The sequence below is a fragment of the Micromonospora sp. NPDC047465 genome, assembly GCF_040643125.1.
In the GTDB taxonomy this organism is placed as follows: Bacteria; Actinomycetota; Actinomycetes; order Mycobacteriales; family Micromonosporaceae; genus Micromonospora.
In genome coordinates, this window is the sequence record NZ_JBEYTP010000007.1 from 83,794 (window position 1) to 102,021 (window position 18,228).

General features: G+C 71.3%; 14 protein-coding genes and 1 pseudogene. 8 read left to right on the forward strand and 7 right to left on the reverse strand.

Annotated elements, in window-relative coordinates; all coding sequences use genetic code 11:
- Positions 1-85 precede the first annotated feature (85 nt).
- Entirely contained in the window at positions 86-2,968 is a 2,883-nt protein-coding gene (locus tag ABZ793_RS09495) for a BTAD domain-containing putative transcriptional regulator (RefSeq protein WP_357454450.1), read from the forward strand.
- A 75-nt stretch (positions 2,969-3,043) separates the two neighbouring features.
- Here the strand turns inward: ABZ793_RS09495 and ABZ793_RS09500 are convergent, their stop codons facing one another.
- Both ABZ793_RS09500 and ABZ793_RS09505 read right to left on the reverse strand, forming a co-directional pair.
- Positions 3,044-4,705, reverse strand: coding sequence for an ATP-binding protein (locus ABZ793_RS09500; protein WP_357454453.1), 1,662 nt, complete (start codon positions 4,703-4,705; stop codon positions 3,044-3,046).
- The gene (locus tag ABZ793_RS09505; protein WP_357454456.1) at positions 4,702-5,442 is read right to left on the reverse strand and encodes a response regulator transcription factor; all 741 of its coding nucleotides are present in this window, start codon (positions 5,440-5,442) and stop codon (positions 4,702-4,704) included. Before ABZ793_RS09505 ends, ABZ793_RS09500 begins: the two co-directional genes overlap by 4 nt.
- Before the next feature lie 415 nt (positions 5,443-5,857).
- Between ABZ793_RS09505 and alr the strand changes: the two genes are divergently transcribed.
- From alr to ABZ793_RS09525, 4 genes are read left to right on the forward strand one after another with little or no spacing between them, the layout of a single operon-like run.
- Positions 5,858-6,991 (forward strand): alanine racemase, encoded by a 1,134-nt coding sequence (alr, locus tag ABZ793_RS09510; protein ID WP_357454758.1) that lies wholly within the window; start codon positions 5,858-5,860, stop codon positions 6,989-6,991.
- Positions 6,988-8,016 carry a D-alanine--D-alanine ligase family protein gene (locus tag ABZ793_RS09515; protein ID WP_357454459.1) on the forward strand — a complete coding sequence of 343 codons (1,029 nt, stop codon included), beginning with the start codon at positions 6,988-6,990 and terminating at the stop codon, positions 8,014-8,016. Before alr ends, ABZ793_RS09515 begins: the two co-directional genes overlap by 4 nt.
- Positions 8,016-9,191: a UDP-N-acetylglucosamine--N-acetylmuramyl-(pentapeptide) pyrophosphoryl-undecaprenol N-acetylglucosamine transferase gene (locus ABZ793_RS09520; RefSeq protein ID WP_357454761.1), complete on the forward strand. Its 1,176-nt coding sequence runs from the start codon at positions 8,016-8,018 to the stop codon at positions 9,189-9,191. Before ABZ793_RS09515 ends, ABZ793_RS09520 begins: the two co-directional genes overlap by 1 nt.
- Positions 9,188-9,832 carry a M15 family metallopeptidase gene (locus tag ABZ793_RS09525; RefSeq protein WP_357454462.1) on the forward strand — a complete coding sequence of 215 codons (645 nt, stop codon included), beginning with the start codon at positions 9,188-9,190 and terminating at the stop codon, positions 9,830-9,832. Before ABZ793_RS09520 ends, ABZ793_RS09525 begins: the two co-directional genes overlap by 4 nt.
- Before the next feature lie 61 nt (positions 9,833-9,893).
- Here ABZ793_RS09525 and ABZ793_RS09530 read toward each other — a convergent pair whose 3' ends face one another.
- The 3 genes from ABZ793_RS09530 to soxR all read right to left on the reverse strand — a co-directional run bounded on the left by ABZ793_RS09530 (position 9,894) and on the right by soxR (position 12,440).
- Positions 9,894-11,204 carry a radical SAM protein gene (locus ABZ793_RS09530; protein ID WP_357454465.1) on the reverse strand — a complete coding sequence of 437 codons (1,311 nt, stop codon included), beginning with the start codon at positions 11,202-11,204 and terminating at the stop codon, positions 9,894-9,896.
- A 59-nt stretch (positions 11,205-11,263) separates the two neighbouring features.
- Complete coding sequence (gene sodN, locus ABZ793_RS09535) at positions 11,264-11,668, reverse strand: superoxide dismutase, Ni (RefSeq protein ID WP_357454468.1); 405 nt, start codon at positions 11,666-11,668, stop codon at positions 11,264-11,266.
- A gap of 283 nt (positions 11,669-11,951) precedes the next feature.
- Positions 11,952-12,440: a redox-sensitive transcriptional activator SoxR gene (gene soxR, locus ABZ793_RS09540; RefSeq protein WP_357454471.1), complete on the reverse strand. Its 489-nt coding sequence runs from the start codon at positions 12,438-12,440 to the stop codon at positions 11,952-11,954.
- Between the two features lie 79 nt (positions 12,441-12,519).
- Between soxR and ABZ793_RS09545 the strand changes: the two are divergent.
- Both ABZ793_RS09545 and ABZ793_RS09550 read left to right on the forward strand, forming a co-directional pair.
- Positions 12,520-12,627: pseudogene (locus ABZ793_RS09545) on the forward strand (ferredoxin); the annotation flags it as partial.
- 35 nt (positions 12,628-12,662) lie between these two features.
- A complete protein-coding gene (locus ABZ793_RS09550) occupies positions 12,663-13,817 on the forward strand; it encodes an FAD-dependent oxidoreductase (protein ID WP_357454474.1) in 1,155 nt (384 codons plus the stop codon).
- Positions 13,818-14,076: 259 nt separating this feature from the next.
- Here ABZ793_RS09550 and ABZ793_RS09555 read toward each other — a convergent pair whose 3' ends face one another.
- Positions 14,077-16,965 carry a M48 family metalloprotease gene (locus ABZ793_RS09555; RefSeq protein WP_357454477.1) on the reverse strand — a complete coding sequence of 963 codons (2,889 nt, stop codon included), beginning with the start codon at positions 16,963-16,965 and terminating at the stop codon, positions 14,077-14,079.
- 3 nt (positions 16,966-16,968) lie between these two features.
- A complete protein-coding gene (locus tag ABZ793_RS09560; protein WP_357454480.1) occupies positions 16,969-17,442 on the reverse strand; it encodes a hypothetical protein in 474 nt (157 codons plus the stop codon).
- Positions 17,443-17,757: 315 nt separating this feature from the next.
- On the opposite strand from ABZ793_RS09560, the gene ABZ793_RS09565 reads away from it, so the two are divergent.
- The gene (locus ABZ793_RS09565; RefSeq protein ID WP_357454764.1) at positions 17,758-18,138 is read left to right on the forward strand and encodes a YccF domain-containing protein; all 381 of its coding nucleotides are present in this window, start codon (positions 17,758-17,760) and stop codon (positions 18,136-18,138) included.
- Positions 18,139-18,228 lie beyond the last annotated feature (90 nt).

Sequence of the window (18,228 nt, forward strand, 5' to 3'; positions counted from 1 at the left end):
GAGACCACGCTTGCCGTCGGCTAGCCGACGGCTTGCCACCGCATCGACCACTTAGGATGGTGACCGTCCGGTCACAGGAGCAGGGATGACAATGAGGTGGTGCGTCCTCGGCCCGGTGGAGGTCTCCGTCGCGGGGCGGGCCCTGCCCATCGACCGGCCGCAGCACCGCGCGCTCCTGGCGTTGCTGATGCTCAACGCCGGCCGGCTGGTCTCGCCAGGGCAGCTGATCGAGGCGCTGTGGGCCGCCGACCCGCCGGTGAGCGCGCGGACCCAGGTCCAGGTGTGCGTGTCCCGGATCCGGGCCGCGTTGCGTGCCGCCGACCTCTCCGGGGCGCTCGTCACACACAGCGGCGGCTACCGGTTGCTCGTCGACGACGGCGCACTGGATCTGGCCGAGTTCACCGTCCTGCTGCGACAGGCCCGGGCTGCGGAGGCGGCCGGACAGCTGGCGGAGGCAGCCCGGCTGCTGCGCGCCGGCCTGGCCCTGTGGCGCGGGCCGGCGTTGGCCGGGGCGGCGGGAGCGTTCGTCGAGGCCGCCGCCGCGGGCCTGGACGAGCAGCGGCTGCTCGCCCAGGAGCAGCTGGCCGCGGTGGAGTTGGCGCTCGGCGGGCACGAGACCGTCGCACGCACCCTGCGTCCGCTCGTCGACGCCCATCCGTTGCGGGAGCGGCTGGTCGCGCACTACCTCGTCGCGCTCGCCGGATCCGGGTGCCAGGCGGATGCACTGCGGGTGTACGCCGACACGCGGCGTCGGCTGGTGGAGGACCTGGGCGTGGAACCGGCCGCCGAACTGGCGGAGACGTACCTGCGGGTGCTGCGCCAGGAGGTGACCGGGCCGGAGCCGGCGCGCGGAGGCGGCGTGCCGGCTGGGAAGCCGGCTGAGCCCGGGGTCCGCTCGGCCGGCCCGCCCGTCGGGTCCACACCCGCCCCGGCTCAACTCCCGGCGGACCTGGCCGGGTTCACCGGCCGGGCGGGGGCCCTGCGGGAACTGGACGCCCTGCTGCCGGAAGACGCCGACACCCCGACCGACGCCGGTACGAACCGGACGGTGGTCATCTGCACCATCAGCGGTACCGCCGGGGTCGGGAAGACCACGACGGCCGTGCACTGGGCGCACCGGGTCGCGCACCGCTTCCCGGACGGGCAGTTGTACGTCAACCTGCGTGGTTTCGATCTCGCCGGACGAGCCGTGTCGTCCGGCGAGGCGCTCCGGGGTTTCCTGGAGGCGCTGCACGTGTCCCCGCAGCGCATGCCCAGCGACCCCACCCAGCAGGCGGCCCTGTTCCGGACGACGGTAGCCGGCAGACGGATGCTGGTGCTGCTGGACAACGCCCGGGACGCCGACCAGGTACGACCCCTGCTACCCGGTACGTCGGGCTGCCTGGTGGTGGTGACCAGCCGTAACCAGTTGACGGGGCTGACCGTCACCGACGGCGCCCACCCGGTGTCGCTGGACCTGCTCGCCCCGGACGAGGCGCGGGCGCTGCTGGAGCGCCGGCTCGGCCGGGACCGCTGTCAGGCGGAGCCGGTGGCGGTCGAGGCGATCGTCGGGCGGTGCGCCCGACTGCCACTGGCGTTGGCGATCGTGGCGGCCCGGGCCGCCACCGCCCCCGACCTTCCGCTGGGCACGCTCGCCGCCGAACTCGCCGCGACCCGCGTGGGTGACCTGTCGGCGTTCGACGCCGGTGATCCGGCCACCGACGTACGGCTGGTTTTCTCCTGGTCGTATCAGGCGTTGGACGCCGGGTCCGCGCGGCTGTTCCGGCGGCTGGGCCTGCACCCCGGGCCCGATGTCGGGCAGCCTGCGGCGGCGAGCCTGGCGGGGGTGTCGTTGTCCCAGGTCCGTCCGCTGCTGGCAGGGCTGACCCGGGCGAACCTGCTCACCGAGCGTTCCCCGGGCCGGTACGCCACGCACGACCTGCTGCGCGCCTACGCCGCACAACTGTGCGACGAGGTCGACTCGACGGCGGACCGGGAGGCCGCCCGGCACCGCCTGTTCGACCACTATCTGCACACCACCCACGCCGCCGACGAGCTGTTCTATCCCTACCGCCTGGCCTGCCCGGTGACCCTGCCGCCGGCGCGGGCCGGGGTGACCGTGTCGACCGGGTCGGACCACATCTGGGCGGTCGACTGGTTCACCGGAGAGCACCAGGTGCTGCTGGCCACCGTGGCGCAGGCCGCCGCCGAGGGCTTCGACACCCACGTCTGGTCCCTGGCGACGGTACTCACCACGTATCTCGACCGGCGTGGGCACTGGGACGACCTGAGCGCGGTCCAGCAGACGGCGCTGGCGGCGGCACGGCGCGCGGCCGACCTGTTCGGGCAGGCCCAGGCACATCACGGCCTCGCCATCGCCTACACCTGGTTGGAGCGGCACTCCGACGCCCACCGGCACTACCGGGACACGTTGGCGTTGTACCGGCGGCTGGGCGACGACGCGGGTCAGGCGCACGCTCACCTGGGCATCAGTTGGGTGCTGGCCCGCCAGGGCCGGCACGACGCCGCGCTCGACCCGACCCGGCAGGCACTCGACCTGTACCGCAGTGCCGGGCATCTGCCCGGCCAGGCGAAGGCGTTGAACAATCTCGGCTGGTCGTACGCTCAGCGGGGTGACCACGAGGCGGCGCTGCCGCACCTCCGGGAAGCCCTGCGGCTCAATGAGGAGACCGACGACCGACGCGGCGCTGCCATGATCTGGGACAGCCTGGGTTTCGCCCAGCACGGGCGGGGCGAGCACCTGCGGGCGCTCGACTGTTACCACCGCGCGCTGCGCCTGCACCGGGAACTCGGCGACCGGTACGACGAAGCCGATGTGCTGGACAAGCTCGGCGACACCCATCAGGCGGCCGGTGACCTGGCCGCGGCCCGCACCGCGTGGCGCGACGCGGCGGCGATCTTCGACGAACTGGACCTCCCCGACGCCGAGCGACCCCGTGGCAAGCTGGCCGGCATCGCCGACGGCTGAACATGTGGGGCCGACGGCGCTACCAGCGGGATGGCGCCGAACAGGCTGGACTTGACCCCCCGCCTGCGCCCTTCGCTAGTGGGCGCGGGGGAGCGTGATGGTGAATGTCGTCCCGACACCGACCTCACTCGCGACCGTGATGGTGCCCTGGTGGTCGGTGACGATCTGCCGGGCGATGGCGAGGCCGAGGCCACTGCCTCCGGTACGGCGGCCCCGTGCGGCGTCGGCCCGCCAGAACCGGTCGAACACATGCGGCAGCGCGTCCGCTGCGATTCCCGAGCCGGTGTCGACGACCTGGACGATCGCCTGCGTTTCGGTGCGGCTCGCGACCAGCCGGACACTGCCGCCCGCAGCGGTCGCCCGTAGTGCGTTGGTGACGAGATTGCCCACCACCTGGCGGAGCCGGTCGGGATCGGCGTGTACCGCGACCGGCTCGGCCGCCACGCGCAACGACACCCCGGCTGACTCCGCCCGGGCGTGGTGGGCGGTGCCGCACGTCTCCAGGAGTTCGGCCAGATCCACCGTGACCCGGTGGTACGCCAGGTTGCCGGCCTCAGCCAGGGCCAGGTCCTGCAGGTCGTCGACGATGCGCTGCTGCAGCACCGCCTCTTCGAGCAGCGAGGCGTAGAGCTCCTGGTCCGGCGTGACCACGCCGTCGGAGAGCGCCTCGAGATAGCCGCGCAGGTTGGCCAGCGGGGTGCGCAGTTCGTGTGCGACGTCGGCGACCAACCGGCGTTGCCGCTCCTCCCCGCGCTGCAGGGAGTCGGCCATCCGGTTGAACGACCGGGCCAACTCCGCCAGTTCGTCGTTGCCCCGCACCGGCACCCGTCCGGTGAGGTCGCCCCGGCCGAGCCGATGAGCGGCCGCGGTGAGCGTGTCGATGGGGCGCAGCACCCGCCGGCTCAGCAGCACGGTGCCGACGATCGCGACCGCCGCCACGCCCGCTGCCGCGGCGAGCAGCGGGCCGGCCGCCAGCGCAGACGCCGGATCGCCACGAGCGCCGAGGTAGACCCGGGCGGGTACCGGCGCGACGTCACTGATCTGGTTGGTGAAGACCTGGGCCAGGCAGGAATCCAGTGGCTCCACCGCCATCAGGGAGCCACAGCCCCGCACCCGGTCGGCGGCGGCCGCCCGGTCCCGGTTCGGCCGGGCCGCGATGTCGCGACAGCTGCGGACGATCTCGTCGACGCCCTGGCGACCGCGCACGTCGGTCGTGCTCGGTTCTGCGTCGAACTGCGGAACTCCCGTGCTGGTAGGCGAGGCGACGACAGGAACGGATTCGCGGGTCAGGCAGGCCGCGAACAGCACGCCCGTGCGGTAGGAGGCGATCGCCCCGACCACGCCTTTCTCCCGGCCCGCCGGCTCCGTCGGCAACGCGGCCAGATTCAGCACCGGCCGCGGGTCGACGAACCCGACCATCGTGCCGAGCGGCCGGGCGGTGCGATTCTCCTGGGTGTCCGTGTCGACGATCACCTGGCCCGTATCGGCGACCAGGTGGATCCGCTGACCGGTCTCGGCGCGCAGGTCCTGCACCAGGCCGGGCACGCCCTCCCAGGTGCCGTGCCGGCTGCCGTACGCCTTGAGTCGGGCGACGACCTGGTCGAGCTGCGCCCGGTCGACGGTGGCCGACTCGTTGATCTGTTGCGAGGCCTGCCGCAGGGTCAGCCACGCGGTCGCCGCGGTCGCGCTCACCGCGACGAGGATGACCAGCCAGAGCACCCGTAGCCGAAAACTCACCGGCCGGCTCCGGGCGTCCCCTCGGGCGTCGGCGTCGCCGCCGGTTCCGGCGCCGGTTCGGCGAGCCGGTAGCCGCGGCCGTAGACGGTCTGCACGTACCGCGGCTCGGCAACGTCGGCCTCGATCTTGCGGCGGAGGTTCATCACGTGCGCGTCGACGGTGCGTTCGAGCACGAAATGATCGAATCCGAAGGCACGGTCGATGATCTGCGCCCGGGTGAACACCCGCCCGGGCTCGCCGGCGAGCACCTCGAGGATGCCGAACTCCTTGGCCGTCAGGGCGACCGGCCGGCCGCCGACGCGTACCTCGAACCGGCCGGCGTCCACCTCGATCTCGCCGACGCGCAGCACCGCCCGGTTGTCGGCGCTCACCACCCGGGCCCGGCGCAGCAGCGCCCGTACCCGGGCGGCCAGCTCCCGCGGGCTGTACGGCTTGGTGAGGTAGTCGTCGGCACCGAGATCGAGGCCCAGCAGGACGTCGTCCTCGGTGGTACGGGCGGTCAGCAGCAGGATCGGAATCTCCGATTCGGCGCGCAGGATCCGGCACACGTCGAGGCCGTCGACGACCGGCATCATCACGTCGAGGACCACCAGGTCCGGCCGGCGGGACCGACACTGGTCCAGCGCGGCCCGCCCGTCGCCGACCAGCAGCACGCTGTGCCCCTCGCGTTCGAGATAGACCCGTACCAGGTTGGCCTGCTTGGGGTCGTCCTCGGCGACCAGGATCCGTGCGCTCATGTTTCCCCGTTCCGGCTAGTGGTGGCGGGGGTCAAGTAAAACCGAAACCTGTGAAGAACTGATGCGGACGGCTCCGGAGAGCGGCGAGCGGGATGTCCGCACAGCTGGCCCACGGCTTCTTCAAGGGTTCTTCACCACAGGCTGCCTACCGTGCCGGTCATGTCAGTCAGGAGCCGGACATGATCCTGGAACCAGCACACCCGGGCCGCCGCGGGGAGCGACAGCGGCGGGCGGTCCGGCGGCGGATCCGGGAGACGCTCGCGGTGCGTCGGGCCGCCGCTGTCGGCGGGCACGGGGCCGCCGAACCGCTGGACGAACCGCCCGTCGATCCCAGGGCTGCCGGGTGACGCCGGGTACGCGCGGTCGGCGCGCGGGGACCGGTGTGATCAGTGGGAGTGCCGAGCTGGCCGAGGCCGTGATAGATCTCGCGGCGATCGCGCAGAACATCCGGACGATCGCAGCGATCGCACGGACCGGGTTGATGGCCGTGGTGAAGGCCGACGCGTTCGGGCACGGCGCGGTGCCGGTGGCGCGGGCCGCGTTGGGGGCCGGCGCCGACTGGCTGGGCGTGACCTCGGCGACGGAGGCGGTGGCACTGCGATCGGCGGGCATCGACGCGCCCGTCCTGAGCTGGCTGCACCGCCCGGACGAGGACTTCGCCCGCCTGATCGCCGCGGACGTCGACATCGCGGTGTCGACCCTGACCCATCTGCGCGCGGTCGCCGACGCGGCCACGGGTCTCGGTGTGCCCGCCGCGGTCCAGCTCAAGGCGGACGTCGGTCTGTCCCGCAACGGTGCCAGCGGCGACGAATGGCCCGAGCTGGTCGCCTGGGCTCGCAAGCACGAGGCGGAGGGCAGCATTCGGGTACACGGGGTGTGGTCCCACCTGACCAACGCCGACGTGCCTGGCTGCCCGAGCATCGCGCGGCAGCTGTCAACGTTCCGGGAGGCACTGCGGATCGTCCGAGCTGCCGGGCTTGATCCGGAAGTGGTGCACCTGGCGAATTCGGCGGCGGCACTGGCCGCCCCGGAGACCCGGTTCGATCTCTGTCGGATCGGCCTGGCCATGTACGGCATCGACCCCTTTGGCGCGGCCGGTCCCCGCCGGTTCGGCCTGCGACCCGCCATGACCCTGCGGTCAAGGGTGATCAACCTGAAACGCGTGCCCGCCGGGACCGGCGTCTCGTACGGGCCCGACCACGTGACCGATCGGCCGACCACGCTCGCTCTGCTGCCGCTCGGGTACGCCGATGGTCTGTCGCGCACCGCCGAGGGCCGCGCGTGGGTCTGGCTCGCCGGTCGACGATGCCCGATCGTCGGCCGTATCGCCATGGATCAGTGCGTCGTCGATGTCGGCGAGCTACCGGTGGCGCTCGGCGATCCCGTGGTCGTCTTCGGCCCCGGCGCCGAGCCCGGCTCGCCCGACCCGGCCGAGCCGACGGCCGCCGAGTGGGCGCGGTGGGCCGGCACCATCCCGCACGAAGTCCTGACCGGAATCGGCGCGCGAGTGGCGCGCGCACACCTACACGGGGAAGCGGCAAAATCGTGACTGTTCGTTTGGCGGTGCTGTTCGGTGGGCGCAGCGGGGAGCACGACGTCTCCCGGCGCTCGGCGGAAAGCATCCTGGCCCATCTCGACCGCGACACGTACGACGTGACCGAGGTGCTGATCGAGCGGGACGGCCAGTGGCGGGTGAACGGCGACCGGGCCACGTTCGCGCAGGCGCTGCGGACCCTCGGCGACCAGGACGTGGTGTTCCCGGCGCTGCACGGCCCGTACGGTGAGGACGGCACCGTCCAGTCGATGCTGGAGTGGCTCGGCGTCGCGTTCGTCGGAAACGGTGTTTTCGCCAGCGCCGCCGGGATGGACAAGTCGGTCACGAAGAAGCTTCTCGCCGCCGACGGCCTGCGCGTGGCCGCCGGGGTGACGCTGCGCCCCGACGAGGAGCTGTCGTCGCGGGATCAGGAGCGGCTGGGACTGCCTGTCTTCGTCAAGCCGGCCCGGGCCGGCTCCAGCCTGGGCGTCTCCAAGGTCGAACAATGGGCGCAACTGCCCGCCGCCCTGCGGCTCGCGCGTCAGAGCGACACGAAGGTTCTCGTCGAACGCGCCGTGCGTGGGCGCGAGATCGACGTCGGCGTCCTTCAGCACCCCGACGGTCGCGTCGAGCCCGGGCCGCCGCTGGAGATACGGGTGGCGAACGCCTCCTTCTTCGACTACGACGCCAAGTACGACGGCGGTGCCGTCTTCCACATTCCGGCCCAGCTCGACCCCGGCACCACCCGACTACTGCAGGCCCGGGCCGTGCAGGCGTTCCACGCGCTCGGATGCCGTGGGCTGCTCCGCGTCGACTTCTTCCTCCCGGATCCGCACGCCGACCACGGCACAGGGTGGACCGGAGACGACCGGGAGCCGGTGATCAACGAGGTCAACACCTTCCCCGGATTCACCGCCGCCTCCCAGTACCCGCAGATCTGGCAGCGGGCCGGCGTCGGCTACTCGGCACTGCTCGACATCCTCATCCAGGGCGCACCGCACCGAAGCGACACCGCCTTCCCATGCCCGAGTCCCTGCTGATGGCCGTCTACATCGCGGAACATCTCCGCAGCATCCGCGTCATCGTCACCGGCGGGGGAACGGGCGGGCACACCTACCCGGCGCTGACCACGATCCGTACGCTCCGTGACCGGCTAGCGGCAGCCGGCACCGAACCGGACGTCCGCTGGGTGGGCGTCGCCCACGGACTGGAGGCCAGAATCGCCCGGCAGGAGGGCATTCCCTTCCTGGCGATCACCACCGGCAAACTGCGTCGCTCGCCGAACCTGCACGAGTGGGGCCGCAACCTCGCCGACGCCTTCCGCGTGCCACTCGGCATCGTCCAGGCCATCATGATCGTGGTGCGCACCCGGCCCGAGGTGGTCTTCTCCACCGGCGGATACGTCTCCGTCCCGATCGGGATCGCCGCCTGGATGACCCGGCGCCCGCTGGTCATGCACGAGCAGGTCCTCACGCTCGGGCTGGCGAACCGGATCCTCGCCCGCCTCGCTGATCGAGTCCTGCTGAGCCACGAATCGTCCATCGACCATCTGCCTGCCGGGGCGAGAACCCGCGCGGTGGTCACCGGCAATCCGATCCGGCCCGAGATCCTCACGGGTAGCCGCAACCGGGCGCTCGCCGCATACCACCTGGACCCCCGCCTGCCGCTGGTGTACGTCACCGGCGGCGCCCAGGGCGCCGTCCAGGTCAACAACCTGATCGCCGACATCCTCCCCGGACTCCTGCGGAAATGTCAGGTGCTGCACCAGTGCGGCGACTACTCCCTGGACCGGATGCGGCAGGTGGCGGCCACCCTTCCGGAACACCTGCGCAGCAGGTACCGGGTCGTCGACTACGTCCACGGCGAGCTGCCGGACGTCCTGAGCGCCGCGGACATCGTCGTCGCGCGCAGCGGCGCCGGCACCGTCGCCGAACTCACCGCCCTGGGCAAGGCATGCGTCCTCATCCCGCTCATCCCCACCGGCGGCGACGAACAGCGGCGGACCGCACGACACCTCGCCGACGCCGGTGCCTCCCGCATGCTCGCCGGCCCCGACGCCTCCGCCAACCGCCTCTACGAGGAGATCATGGTGCTGCTCGACCACCCGGAACGACGCCAGGAACTGGCCACCGCCGCCCGTCGACACGGCCGCCCCCACGCGGCCGCAGCCGTGGCCAGCGCAATCATCGACGCCGCCGGCCGGTGCCGGTCATGATCCTGCTGTCTGATCGGCGAATCTCGGCCATCCCGCTGGGCGACAACGGGGAGGCCCTGGTCGACGTGCGCCAGGTTGCGGACCTTCGGGTTGACGATCGCCTGGCCGACGAGGCCGGGGCCTACGCGCACCTTCGTGAGGCAACGGTCCAGCGCCTGCTCGCCGCCCAGCGGACCCTGCCCCGAGGACTGCGGCTGCTGATCATCGAGGGGTACCGGCCGCTCAGCCTGCAGACGACCTACTTCGAGAGCTACAAGGACGAGCTGCGCCGCAGGTACCCGGAGTGGGACTCGGCGCGCCGGCACGTGGAGGCCAGCAAGTACATCTCGCCGCCCGAGGTGGCTCCGCACAGCACCGGCGGGACGGTCGACCTCACCCTCTGCACGGCCGACGGGATCGAACTGGACCTGGGCACGATCGTCAACGCCAGCCCGGTGGACAGCGCCAACGCCTGCTTCACCGGATCACCCCACATCTCCGCGCAGGCCCGCACCAACCGCGACATCCTCGCCCGGGCGCTCTCGTCCGCCGGCATGGTCAACTACCCGACCGAATGGTGGCACTGGTCGTTCGGCGACCGCTACTGGGCGCTGACCACCGGGGCCACCCGGACCCGGTACGGGCCGGTAGACCTTTCGTGACGCGGCTGTACGAGATCGACCTGTTGCTTCTGGTCGTTCACAGCGACCGGGGAGTCTGTCATCACGAACGCCCGGCCGGAAGGTTGTCCATGAAGGAGCTGACGGAGAACACGGCTTGGCCGGGCCCGGCCGGCCCGTATCCGGGCGGGCTGGAGAGGCCGTTGTCTTCCATGGTCGCGCGGTAGACCTCCAACAGCCGGACGTGGTACTCCAGCGGCGCCCCCTCGGGATTGGTGCGGCCGAGCGGCGTGGTCGGCTCGGGGCACCAGGTGGTGAAGCGCGGGGTGATGCCGCGCGACATGAAGTACTGGAGGCCCTCGGCGGTGGACGCGATGGCCTCGTCCACGGTCGTGAAGCCGTGCGGGGCGGCCATCTCGACGCCGGCCACGAAGTTCGGGATCACGTTGCGCGGCCCGAAGATTTCGGCCGAGTCGAGGATGCGACGGTGCCACTCCTCGCGGCCGACGTAGCGCTCCTTGCCGGGGCAGTAGAGCCCGAACAGGCGCTTGTCCCACACCTCGTAGTTGGGGTGGTAGATCTGAATGCCATAGTCCTTGAACCGCTGCACGTCGGTGCGGGGCAGGGCCTGCGCGACCACCTTGCCGAGCCAGCGCCCCGGGAACCGTTCCTCGATCGCCTGGGCGTACCGGCCGTAGAAGTCGGCCTCAGCGCGCCCGTCGACCTTGGAAGTGATACTGCCGCCGGTAAGCGTGTACGCCTGGGACGCGCGCTCGGTGTCGTACCTGTCGATGATCTCCAGGGCCTCGAGGACCTCGTCGACGGGTTTGACCCCGGTGTACGGGCGCCCGGCCGCCTTGTGCTGCCGCCAGTTGTGGTTGATGTCGCAGTACTGGCACTCCTCCTTCGCGCCGAAGTACTGGCAGACCCGGAAGACGGTCAGGTAGATGAGGTAGCCCCACTGGATCGTCGGGGCTACCTCCATCACCGATTTCCCGTTGGCCAGCGTTTGCTGGTAGTACGCCGGCATTGGCGGCAGCCCGACGTCGGCGATCGGCTTGCCGTCCAGGAACAGTCGCGTCCGTCCGTCGTCGCCGGTCCTGACGCGGTACGGCGAGGCAGGATTGGTGCGGACCGACACGATCGTCCGCCGCAGCCCGTACGGCCCGCCGGTGAGCACGATCTCCTCCGGCGGCCGGCGCAGCGCGGCCGTGCCCAGCTCCGGCAGGGTCCGGTGGTCGAAGGAGAAGATGAAGTACGACTTCGGTTTGACGTCGCCGTTTTCGTTGTCCGTCAGCGCCGAGTCGTCGAAGGCGAGCCCGCCGCGTAGCAGGTCCTCCTTGATGACTGCCTCGTGCGGTACCTGTGGGAAACGGCTCATCACATTCTCGACGAGATCGGTGCGAGACGGCATACATCCTCCTGGACGGGTTGCGGGATCGGGTGGCAGGGCGCCACCCGATCACCCACGTGTCAGCTCTGCTTGGTCTCCCAGAAGATCTTCGCGATCTCCTCGATCTTGGCGAGGAGTTGCTCGGCGACGGCCGGGTCGGCGGAGCCCTTCGTGCCGCTGGCACCGGCCAGCTTGGTGGCCTCGTTGAACTGGCCGTGCAACTGCGGGTACTTCTCGAAGTGTGACGCCTTGAAGTAGTCGGTCCACAGCACCCAGAGGTGGTGCTTGACCAGTTCGGCGCGCTGCTCCTTGATGATCAGCGAACGGGCGCGGAACTCCGGGTCGGTGTTGTCCTGGTACTTCTTGCTGATCGCGAGGAGCGACTCGGCCTCGATGCGGGCCTGGGCCGGGTCGTAGACCCCGCAGGGCAGGTCGCAGTGGGCGCTCGCGGTGGTCCGCGGGCGCAGCAGAGATGACAGCTTCATCAGATTCCTTCCGGCAACAACGGTGTAGTGACGAAATCCCTGGCGTGACTGGACCAGCGGACCGTCATCGGCCCGAGGAACACGTGAGCGCAGCAGCCGCGACGAGCGTCGCGGCGCCGACGGGCCCGGTGCATCGGTACGCCGCGTAGGGCACCCGGAGCACTCAGCAGGATCGGTTCCCCGGCCGGCAAGCTGCTCCATCCATGCTCCGGGGCACCCCTCATCAGCTCCCCGACGCCGATTCCTTGATCCACAACAACGACGCTAGACGTTCAACCCGACTTCAGGTCAAGCCGGGGATGTCCTGCTCACACTTCTCGTCGAGGCGTACCGGTCCCTGGCCCTGATGGCGGAGCCGATCCCCGGGATTGCGCATCCCACATGACCGCATGGAGAGGCAGCCGCACCCGATGCAGCCGGTGAGCTGGCGCTCGAGGTTCCCGATGTAGCGCCGCCGGGCTTCCAGCTCGCCTTTCCACATGCGCGACACGCGGTGCCAGTCGTGCTGGCTTGGCGGTTGGCCGGCCGGCAGCGTGGCGAAGAGTGCAGCGACGTCGGCGAGCGGGACGCCGAGCCGCCTGGCGGCGAGGACAAGAGAGATACGGCGCAGCATGTGGCGCCGGTAGAGGCGCTGATTGCCGGGGCTGCGCTCGGCGGCGATCAGCCCTTTGTCCTCGTAGAACCGTAGTGCGGAGGCGGGCAACCCGGTACGAGCAGTGACCTCGCCGACGGTGAGCAGATCATCCGGGCCCGCAGGCTGCTCTGGTGGCACCCGGAGACCCTAAAACTTGAACCCTGGTTGAGTTCAAGCGGTTGAGGTGAAGTGCGGTTGAGGTTCTAGCGTTCACGCCGTGACTTACGTGATCGCGTTGCCCTGGGTGGATCTGAAGGACAAGGCGTGCGTCGACGAATGCCCCGTCGACTGCAACTACGAGGGCGGTCGGATGCTGTCGATCCATGCGTTCGTGGCCGCGCTGCCGCCGCAGGAGACGGAGTGACGATCGAGTTGTCCGTGGCGATCGTCGGCGCCGGCCCGGCCGGTGTCCACGCCGCCGGTGCCTTGAGCGAGCTCGCACCCGGGACGCGGATCGACATCTTCGAGCGGCTGCCCGTCCCGTACGGCCTGGTCCGGCACGGCATCGCCCCGGACCATCCCGCCCGGATCGAGCAGCTCACCAGCGAGCTCCGTGCCGTGCTCGCCGGCAGCGGCGCCCAGCTCTTCTGCGGTGTCGAGATCGGCACCGACGTCACGGTGCGCGACCTGCGCAACCGCTACGACGCGGTCGTCATCGCCACCGGCGCCCGGCGGGACGTCCCCGTCGAGCTGCCCGGCCTCGATCTGCCCGGCTCCTTCGGGGCGGCGGACTTCGTCGCCTGGTACGGCGGCCACCCCGACGCGGCACCGGCGTGGGCGCTGCGAGCGGAGTCCGTCGCCGTGATCGGCGCCGGCAACGTCGCCCTCGACGTGACCCGGATGCTGAGCAAGCCCGCGTACGCCCTCGCCGGCACCGGCCTCCCGTTGCACGTGTTGAACGAGTTCGCCGCCAGCCCGGTCCGCGACATCCATCTGTTCGCGCGCCGCGGCCCGGCCGACACCCGCTTCAGCCCTACAGAGCTGGGCGAGCTCGGTGACCAGGACGACGTCGATGTCATCGTTGACCCTGCAGACCTGGTCCCCGATCTGCACATGGAGCGCATGACCCGGCAATTCGCGCCCACCCGGAAGGTCGTCGACATCCTGCGATCCTGGTCGCGGATCCCCGCTGCCGCACGGACCGCGTCACGGCGCGTCCACCTGCACTTCTACCGGATCCCCGCAGCCCTTCTCGGCGTCGACCGGGTGCAAGGGCTGCGCACCGAACGCGCCCTTCCTGACGGCTACGGGCACATCACCGGTTCCGGTGACTACGAGGACCACAGGGTCCAAGCCGTCTACCGCGCCATCGGCTACGCCGCGTCACCCCTGGCAGGTGTGCCCTTCGACCCCGGTACCCGCACTGTTCCGCATCGCGCCGGGGCGGTGCTCGGCGAGCCGGGGCTCTACGTCACCGGCTGGGCCAAACGCGGCTGCATCGGCCTCGTCGGCGCCACACGCGCCGACACCTTCCAGACCGCAAGAACGCTTCTGCAGGATCACGTACGCAAGTGAGGAACCGACCATGCGAATCCCGCACGGGTCGCCGTCACCGGCGCTGAGACGCCGGCTCCGCGGAGCGCGGCTGCGGTGAGGGCAGGAGGATGCTCCAGAGTGCGATCGAGCAACGCGGATCTTTCGATTCCTGCGCTATTCCCTGGCCATGAGACATGGGGGCGGCGAGATCCACCGCCCCGGGCCTCGACGGCTCCCCGTGGCCGGCCCGGGTGGTGGTGCTGTCGCGAACGAGTGTCGGCCGGGGGCACAGCGCCCGTCAGCCCCCGCCGGCCTTGCGGATGGCCGTGAACCGCTGGCCGACCGCTGCCAGGTGCGTGTACGCGAGCTGCAGGTCGGCGATCGAGGTGACGAACGGCTGACTGTCCCCGGTTTCGAAGGAGCGCGAGCAGTCGCGGCCCGCCCGCGTGGCGTGCTCGACGAAGGACTGCCAGCTCGTCTGCGCCTGCGCGTCGGGGACGGCTGCGTAGCGAGCGGCCTCCGCGGCGATCGTCTCGATGCTCGCGCACAGCGGCCGGATCCGGGCCTCGTCCACCTCGACTTTGCCGTTCGCGCCCGGCTTCCGCGTCTTCAGGTCGCTGATGGCGACGGCGAACTTGCCGTACACGTCGAAGAACCGGGTCGTCAGGCTGCCGCCACCCCGGCTGATCCAGGCCGACACCTCGATGGCCTTCAACCGCGGCGAATCCGGGGAACCGGTCGGCCCGGCCGTGGGCGCGACACCGCCGGTCGGCGGGGCGCTGCCGCTCGGTCCGGGTCGGGCAGCGGTGCCCCCGCTGGTCGGTGGGGACGCCCCGCGCGCGATCGTCAGCGTCATTGCCGTCGAGATGACCACGGTGACGAACGCACCCCGCACCACCATCCGCGCCCGCCCCGGCACGTCGACGGCCGCCGAGCGGTCCCGCCGCCACCGGGCGGTGACGGCCCGCGCGCCGGCGACGAGCCCGGCAGCCGGGATGGCCGCGATCAGCGACAACACCAGAATCCCGCCGAGCAGCCCACGCCACGCCGTCCACGCCTGCCCTGGCTGCCAGCCGCAGGACGTGTGGAACAGCGTCAACGGCCCCACGCAGCCGTCGATGGCGACGAGCGCGAGCACGCCCACCGAACCGCCGAGCACGGTCAGCTGGCCTGCGATCACCGCCGCGACGAGTTGGTAGCGGCCGGCGAGCGTGCTGGCGACGAAGGCGCTCAGCGCCGCCGCACCCAGCAGGGCGAACGTGACCCAGCCCTGGTAGGCGTTGACGAAGATCTGGGCCCGGGTCCCGATCACCGGCAGGGCGAGGTGCATGACCGCCATCGTCGTCGCGACCGCGGCCCAGCACAGCAGAGTACCGGCGAGGGCGGGCAGCACCAGCCGCCGGAATCGGGGCAGCGGCACCGGCCGCGGCGGCATGGCCGGAGCCGGCGTGACGACGACCTCCGCACCCGGCCCCGGCACGGAAGCCAGACCTGGGCTCGGCGCCGGGCGGGGCCGGACCACCCAGGCGGCGAGCGGAATGGCCCACGAAACCGCGACCGCGATCTGGCTGAGCGGCACGGCCTCCAGCACCAGCATGGACGTCAACCAGACGATCGTGACGTAGGCCGGCAGCACCGCCTCGTACGGCAGCAACTGCCCGGGTTCGAGACCACCCGGCGCGAAGATCAGCGCGATGTTGCTCCGCGGTAAGGGTATGCCGTGCGCCAGAACGACACCCGGGCCGCGCCACCACGTCATCCAGCCCACGATCGCGACGAAGCCTGTGATGAACACGATCCACCGCACCGGGCGGAGGGAGCGTCCCGGCCATGCCGACGCCCACAGGTAGCAGCACTGTGTGATCCACCAGGTCACCGCGACGCCGGCGAGGAGCAGCAGGACCAGCAGCAAGGGCTCCTGGGGCAGCCACTCCCAGATCGCGACCCGGCCGGACACGAACTCGGTCACCAGCATGCCCAGCCCCAGCCACAACCCGGCCCGCAGGCCCCGGGGGCCACCGCGACCCGCCTGCCAAGTCGGCACCACCGCCTGCCAGACCAGACTGGAGATCACGCCGGTGGCCAGCAGCGCCACCGCGGCCACCGAGGCGACCGCCGGAGCGACCGCCGAGCCGGCCGCCGAGGCGACCGCCGAAGGGTCAATCCAGAACAGTTGAGCGTCGACCAGGATCAGGGCGGCACCGGTGAGGAACATCGCCAGCGCCGGGATGCGGGACAACATGCCGGGGTCGGCCAGCACCCGCCGGCGGGACTCCCAGTCGGGATGGATCCGCCACAGCCCACCGAAACCGGCCAGCAGCCGCCGACCCCGGCCGACCCGCACCGGCGACGCGGCCGACCAGCCGCGCAGATCCGCGCCCCACCGCGCCGCCGCCAGATCGGCGTGGAACTCCCGGGTCCGGAGCAGGTCCGAACGCGACAGGTAGACCAGCGCCACCAGCAGGGCCGCCGCCAGCAGGTTGCGATGCGTGGGCACCGCACCGGGGGTGAAGGGAGACCTGACGATCAAGTGCAGGTGCGTGGCCACGAACGGCACGAGCGCCACCACGACGAAGGACCGCCACAGCGCAACCGTCGCGTAGGTCAGCGTCACGTCCCGGTTGTCGATGTGCCCCAGCTCGTGCAGTAGCACCGCGCGGACGGCATGCGGCTCGGTGCGCATCCGGGCCAGTAGCCCACCGTGCAGACAGAGTCTGGGGCGTCCGGTCCGGCCGAACACCACCGCGCCGGCCGACAACGCGGTGGGGTCGACCAGCACCGTCGGCACACGCCGCAACCCGGTCTGCACCACCAGTTCCGCGATCATCCGGCCGACCTGCCCATCCCGGTCGACGGCGGCCAGCGGCAGCACCCGCCCGCGTCGGGCCTTCCATCGGGGCAGAACCGCGAACAACACCGCGGCGGCACCGAGCAACAGCAGGGAGGCTGCCGGGATCACCCACCACGGCGGTGTGACGGCCTGCAACTCAACGCAGTCCGTCGGGTCCCAGGTGGCCCGCCGGTCATCTGTCGGGACCATGCCGGCGCAGGTGACGGCGGCCGGCCGGAGCAACCCGAGATTCGCCAGCGTGAACTGAGTCATCGACACGCTGGCGACCAGCAGCAGCGTCAACAACAACACGAAACGCAGCGTCGTGGCGGCGAGCTGCCGTCCGGCACCAGGCACGACCTACCCCTCCGCAGCGCTCTGGTCGAGGGCCAGCCGGGTCACCACGGCATCGGCCACCGCGACCGCCTTCGCCTCGGTCAGGCCCCGCTCGGCGGCGACCTCCAACAGCCGCCGCCGAACCTCACCCAGCTGCTCCTTGGACAACGGAGGCATTACGACCTGGCCGGTGCCCCGCTGGAACACTCGCCGCCAGAGCGCGCCGAACCCCCGCTCTGCCCGGTTGACGGCCGCGCCGGCCGCACGCTGCGCCACCTCGTTCAGCACCAGCCAGACCACCGGGGTAACCAGCACCGCGACGTCGGCCAGGCCGAACCCCAGCGCCTCGCGACGCGCTCCGGAACCCCGCAACCGGCGCGCGACCGCCCGGCCGCCCAGCGCCGCCAGACCCTCCACCACCGGCAGCTCCTCCGGCGCGTGGATAGCGACCACGTCGCGCACCACCCCCGCCATCGTGCCGCGCACCGCCGAATCCATCGCAGCCTCCCCGGGGACAAAGCGCAGGAAGCCACTGTCACATCAGAAACAGGCACATGCCAGTCATCGATGTGACCAAAGCGCTTCAAGGTAGTCAACCGCAGCGCCAGGCGTAGTAGCCACGCCGTTCAGTCAGGCCGGTTGGTGGCATGTCAAGGTGTCGAGGAGCGTGAAGCAGCGCAGCTCCGGTCTAGCCCACGCCCGCGAACGTCATCCGCTGCCCAGCGGCCTCGCCGCTGGCGCGCTCCTCAGCCGGGCGACGGCGCTGCCGCCAGGCGCCACCCGCAGTGGCGGGTGGTGGTCATGCTGGAAGACATGATCCGGTTCGTGCTCAACGTGCTGTGGCTTGTCTTCGGCGGTGGCCTCGTGCTCGCCGCCGGCTACGGTATCGCCGCGCTGATCTGCTTCGTGCTGGTCATCACGATTCCGTTCGGCGTCGCCTCCCTGCGCCTGGCCGTCTATTCCCTGTGGCCCTTCGGCCGCACCGTCGTGCCCAAGCCCGGCGCCGGGATCGCTTCCGGGCTGGCCAACGTCCTGTGGGTGGTGCTCGCCGGCTGGTGGCTGGCCCTGACCCACATCATCGCTGGCATCGCGCTCTGCCTCACGATCATCGGCATCCCGTTCGGCATCGCCAACTTCAAGCTCGTCCCGGCCGCGTTCTGGCCCCTTGGTCGCGAGGTCGTCGACGCACCATAGAAGCGCCGCCTCTGATCCACGGCGTTGGCCGGGACCTGGCAGGGCAAGAGCCCGGCTCGAGCGGTCACGGGGGGAGCCACTCGAGCCGGA

Bases quoted from the DNA above. Each gene is read 5' to 3' on its own strand.
- ABZ793_RS09525 (WP_357454462.1), top strand. From the start codon at position 9,188: ATGATCCTGCTGTCTGATCGGCGAATCTCGGCCATCCCGCTGGGCGAC.
- ABZ793_RS09565 (WP_357454764.1), top strand. From the start codon at position 17,758: ATGATCCGGTTCGTGCTCAACGTGCTGTGGCTTGTCTTCGGCGGTGGC.
- sodN (WP_357454468.1), bottom strand. From the start codon at position 11,668: ATGAAGCTGTCATCTCTGCTGCGCCCGCGGACCACCGCGAGCGCCCAC.
- ABZ793_RS09495 (WP_357454450.1), top strand. From the start codon at position 86: ATGACAATGAGGTGGTGCGTCCTCGGCCCGGTGGAGGTCTCCGTCGCG.
- ABZ793_RS09520 (WP_357454761.1), top strand. From the start codon at position 8,016: ATGGCCGTCTACATCGCGGAACATCTCCGCAGCATCCGCGTCATCGTC.
- ABZ793_RS09530 (WP_357454465.1), bottom strand. From the start codon at position 11,204: ATGCCGTCTCGCACCGATCTCGTCGAGAATGTGATGAGCCGTTTCCCA.
- ABZ793_RS09505 (WP_357454456.1), bottom strand. From the start codon at position 5,442: ATGAGCGCACGGATCCTGGTCGCCGAGGACGACCCCAAGCAGGCCAAC.
- ABZ793_RS09560 (WP_357454480.1), bottom strand. From the start codon at position 17,442: ATGGATTCGGCGGTGCGCGGCACGATGGCGGGGGTGGTGCGCGACGTG.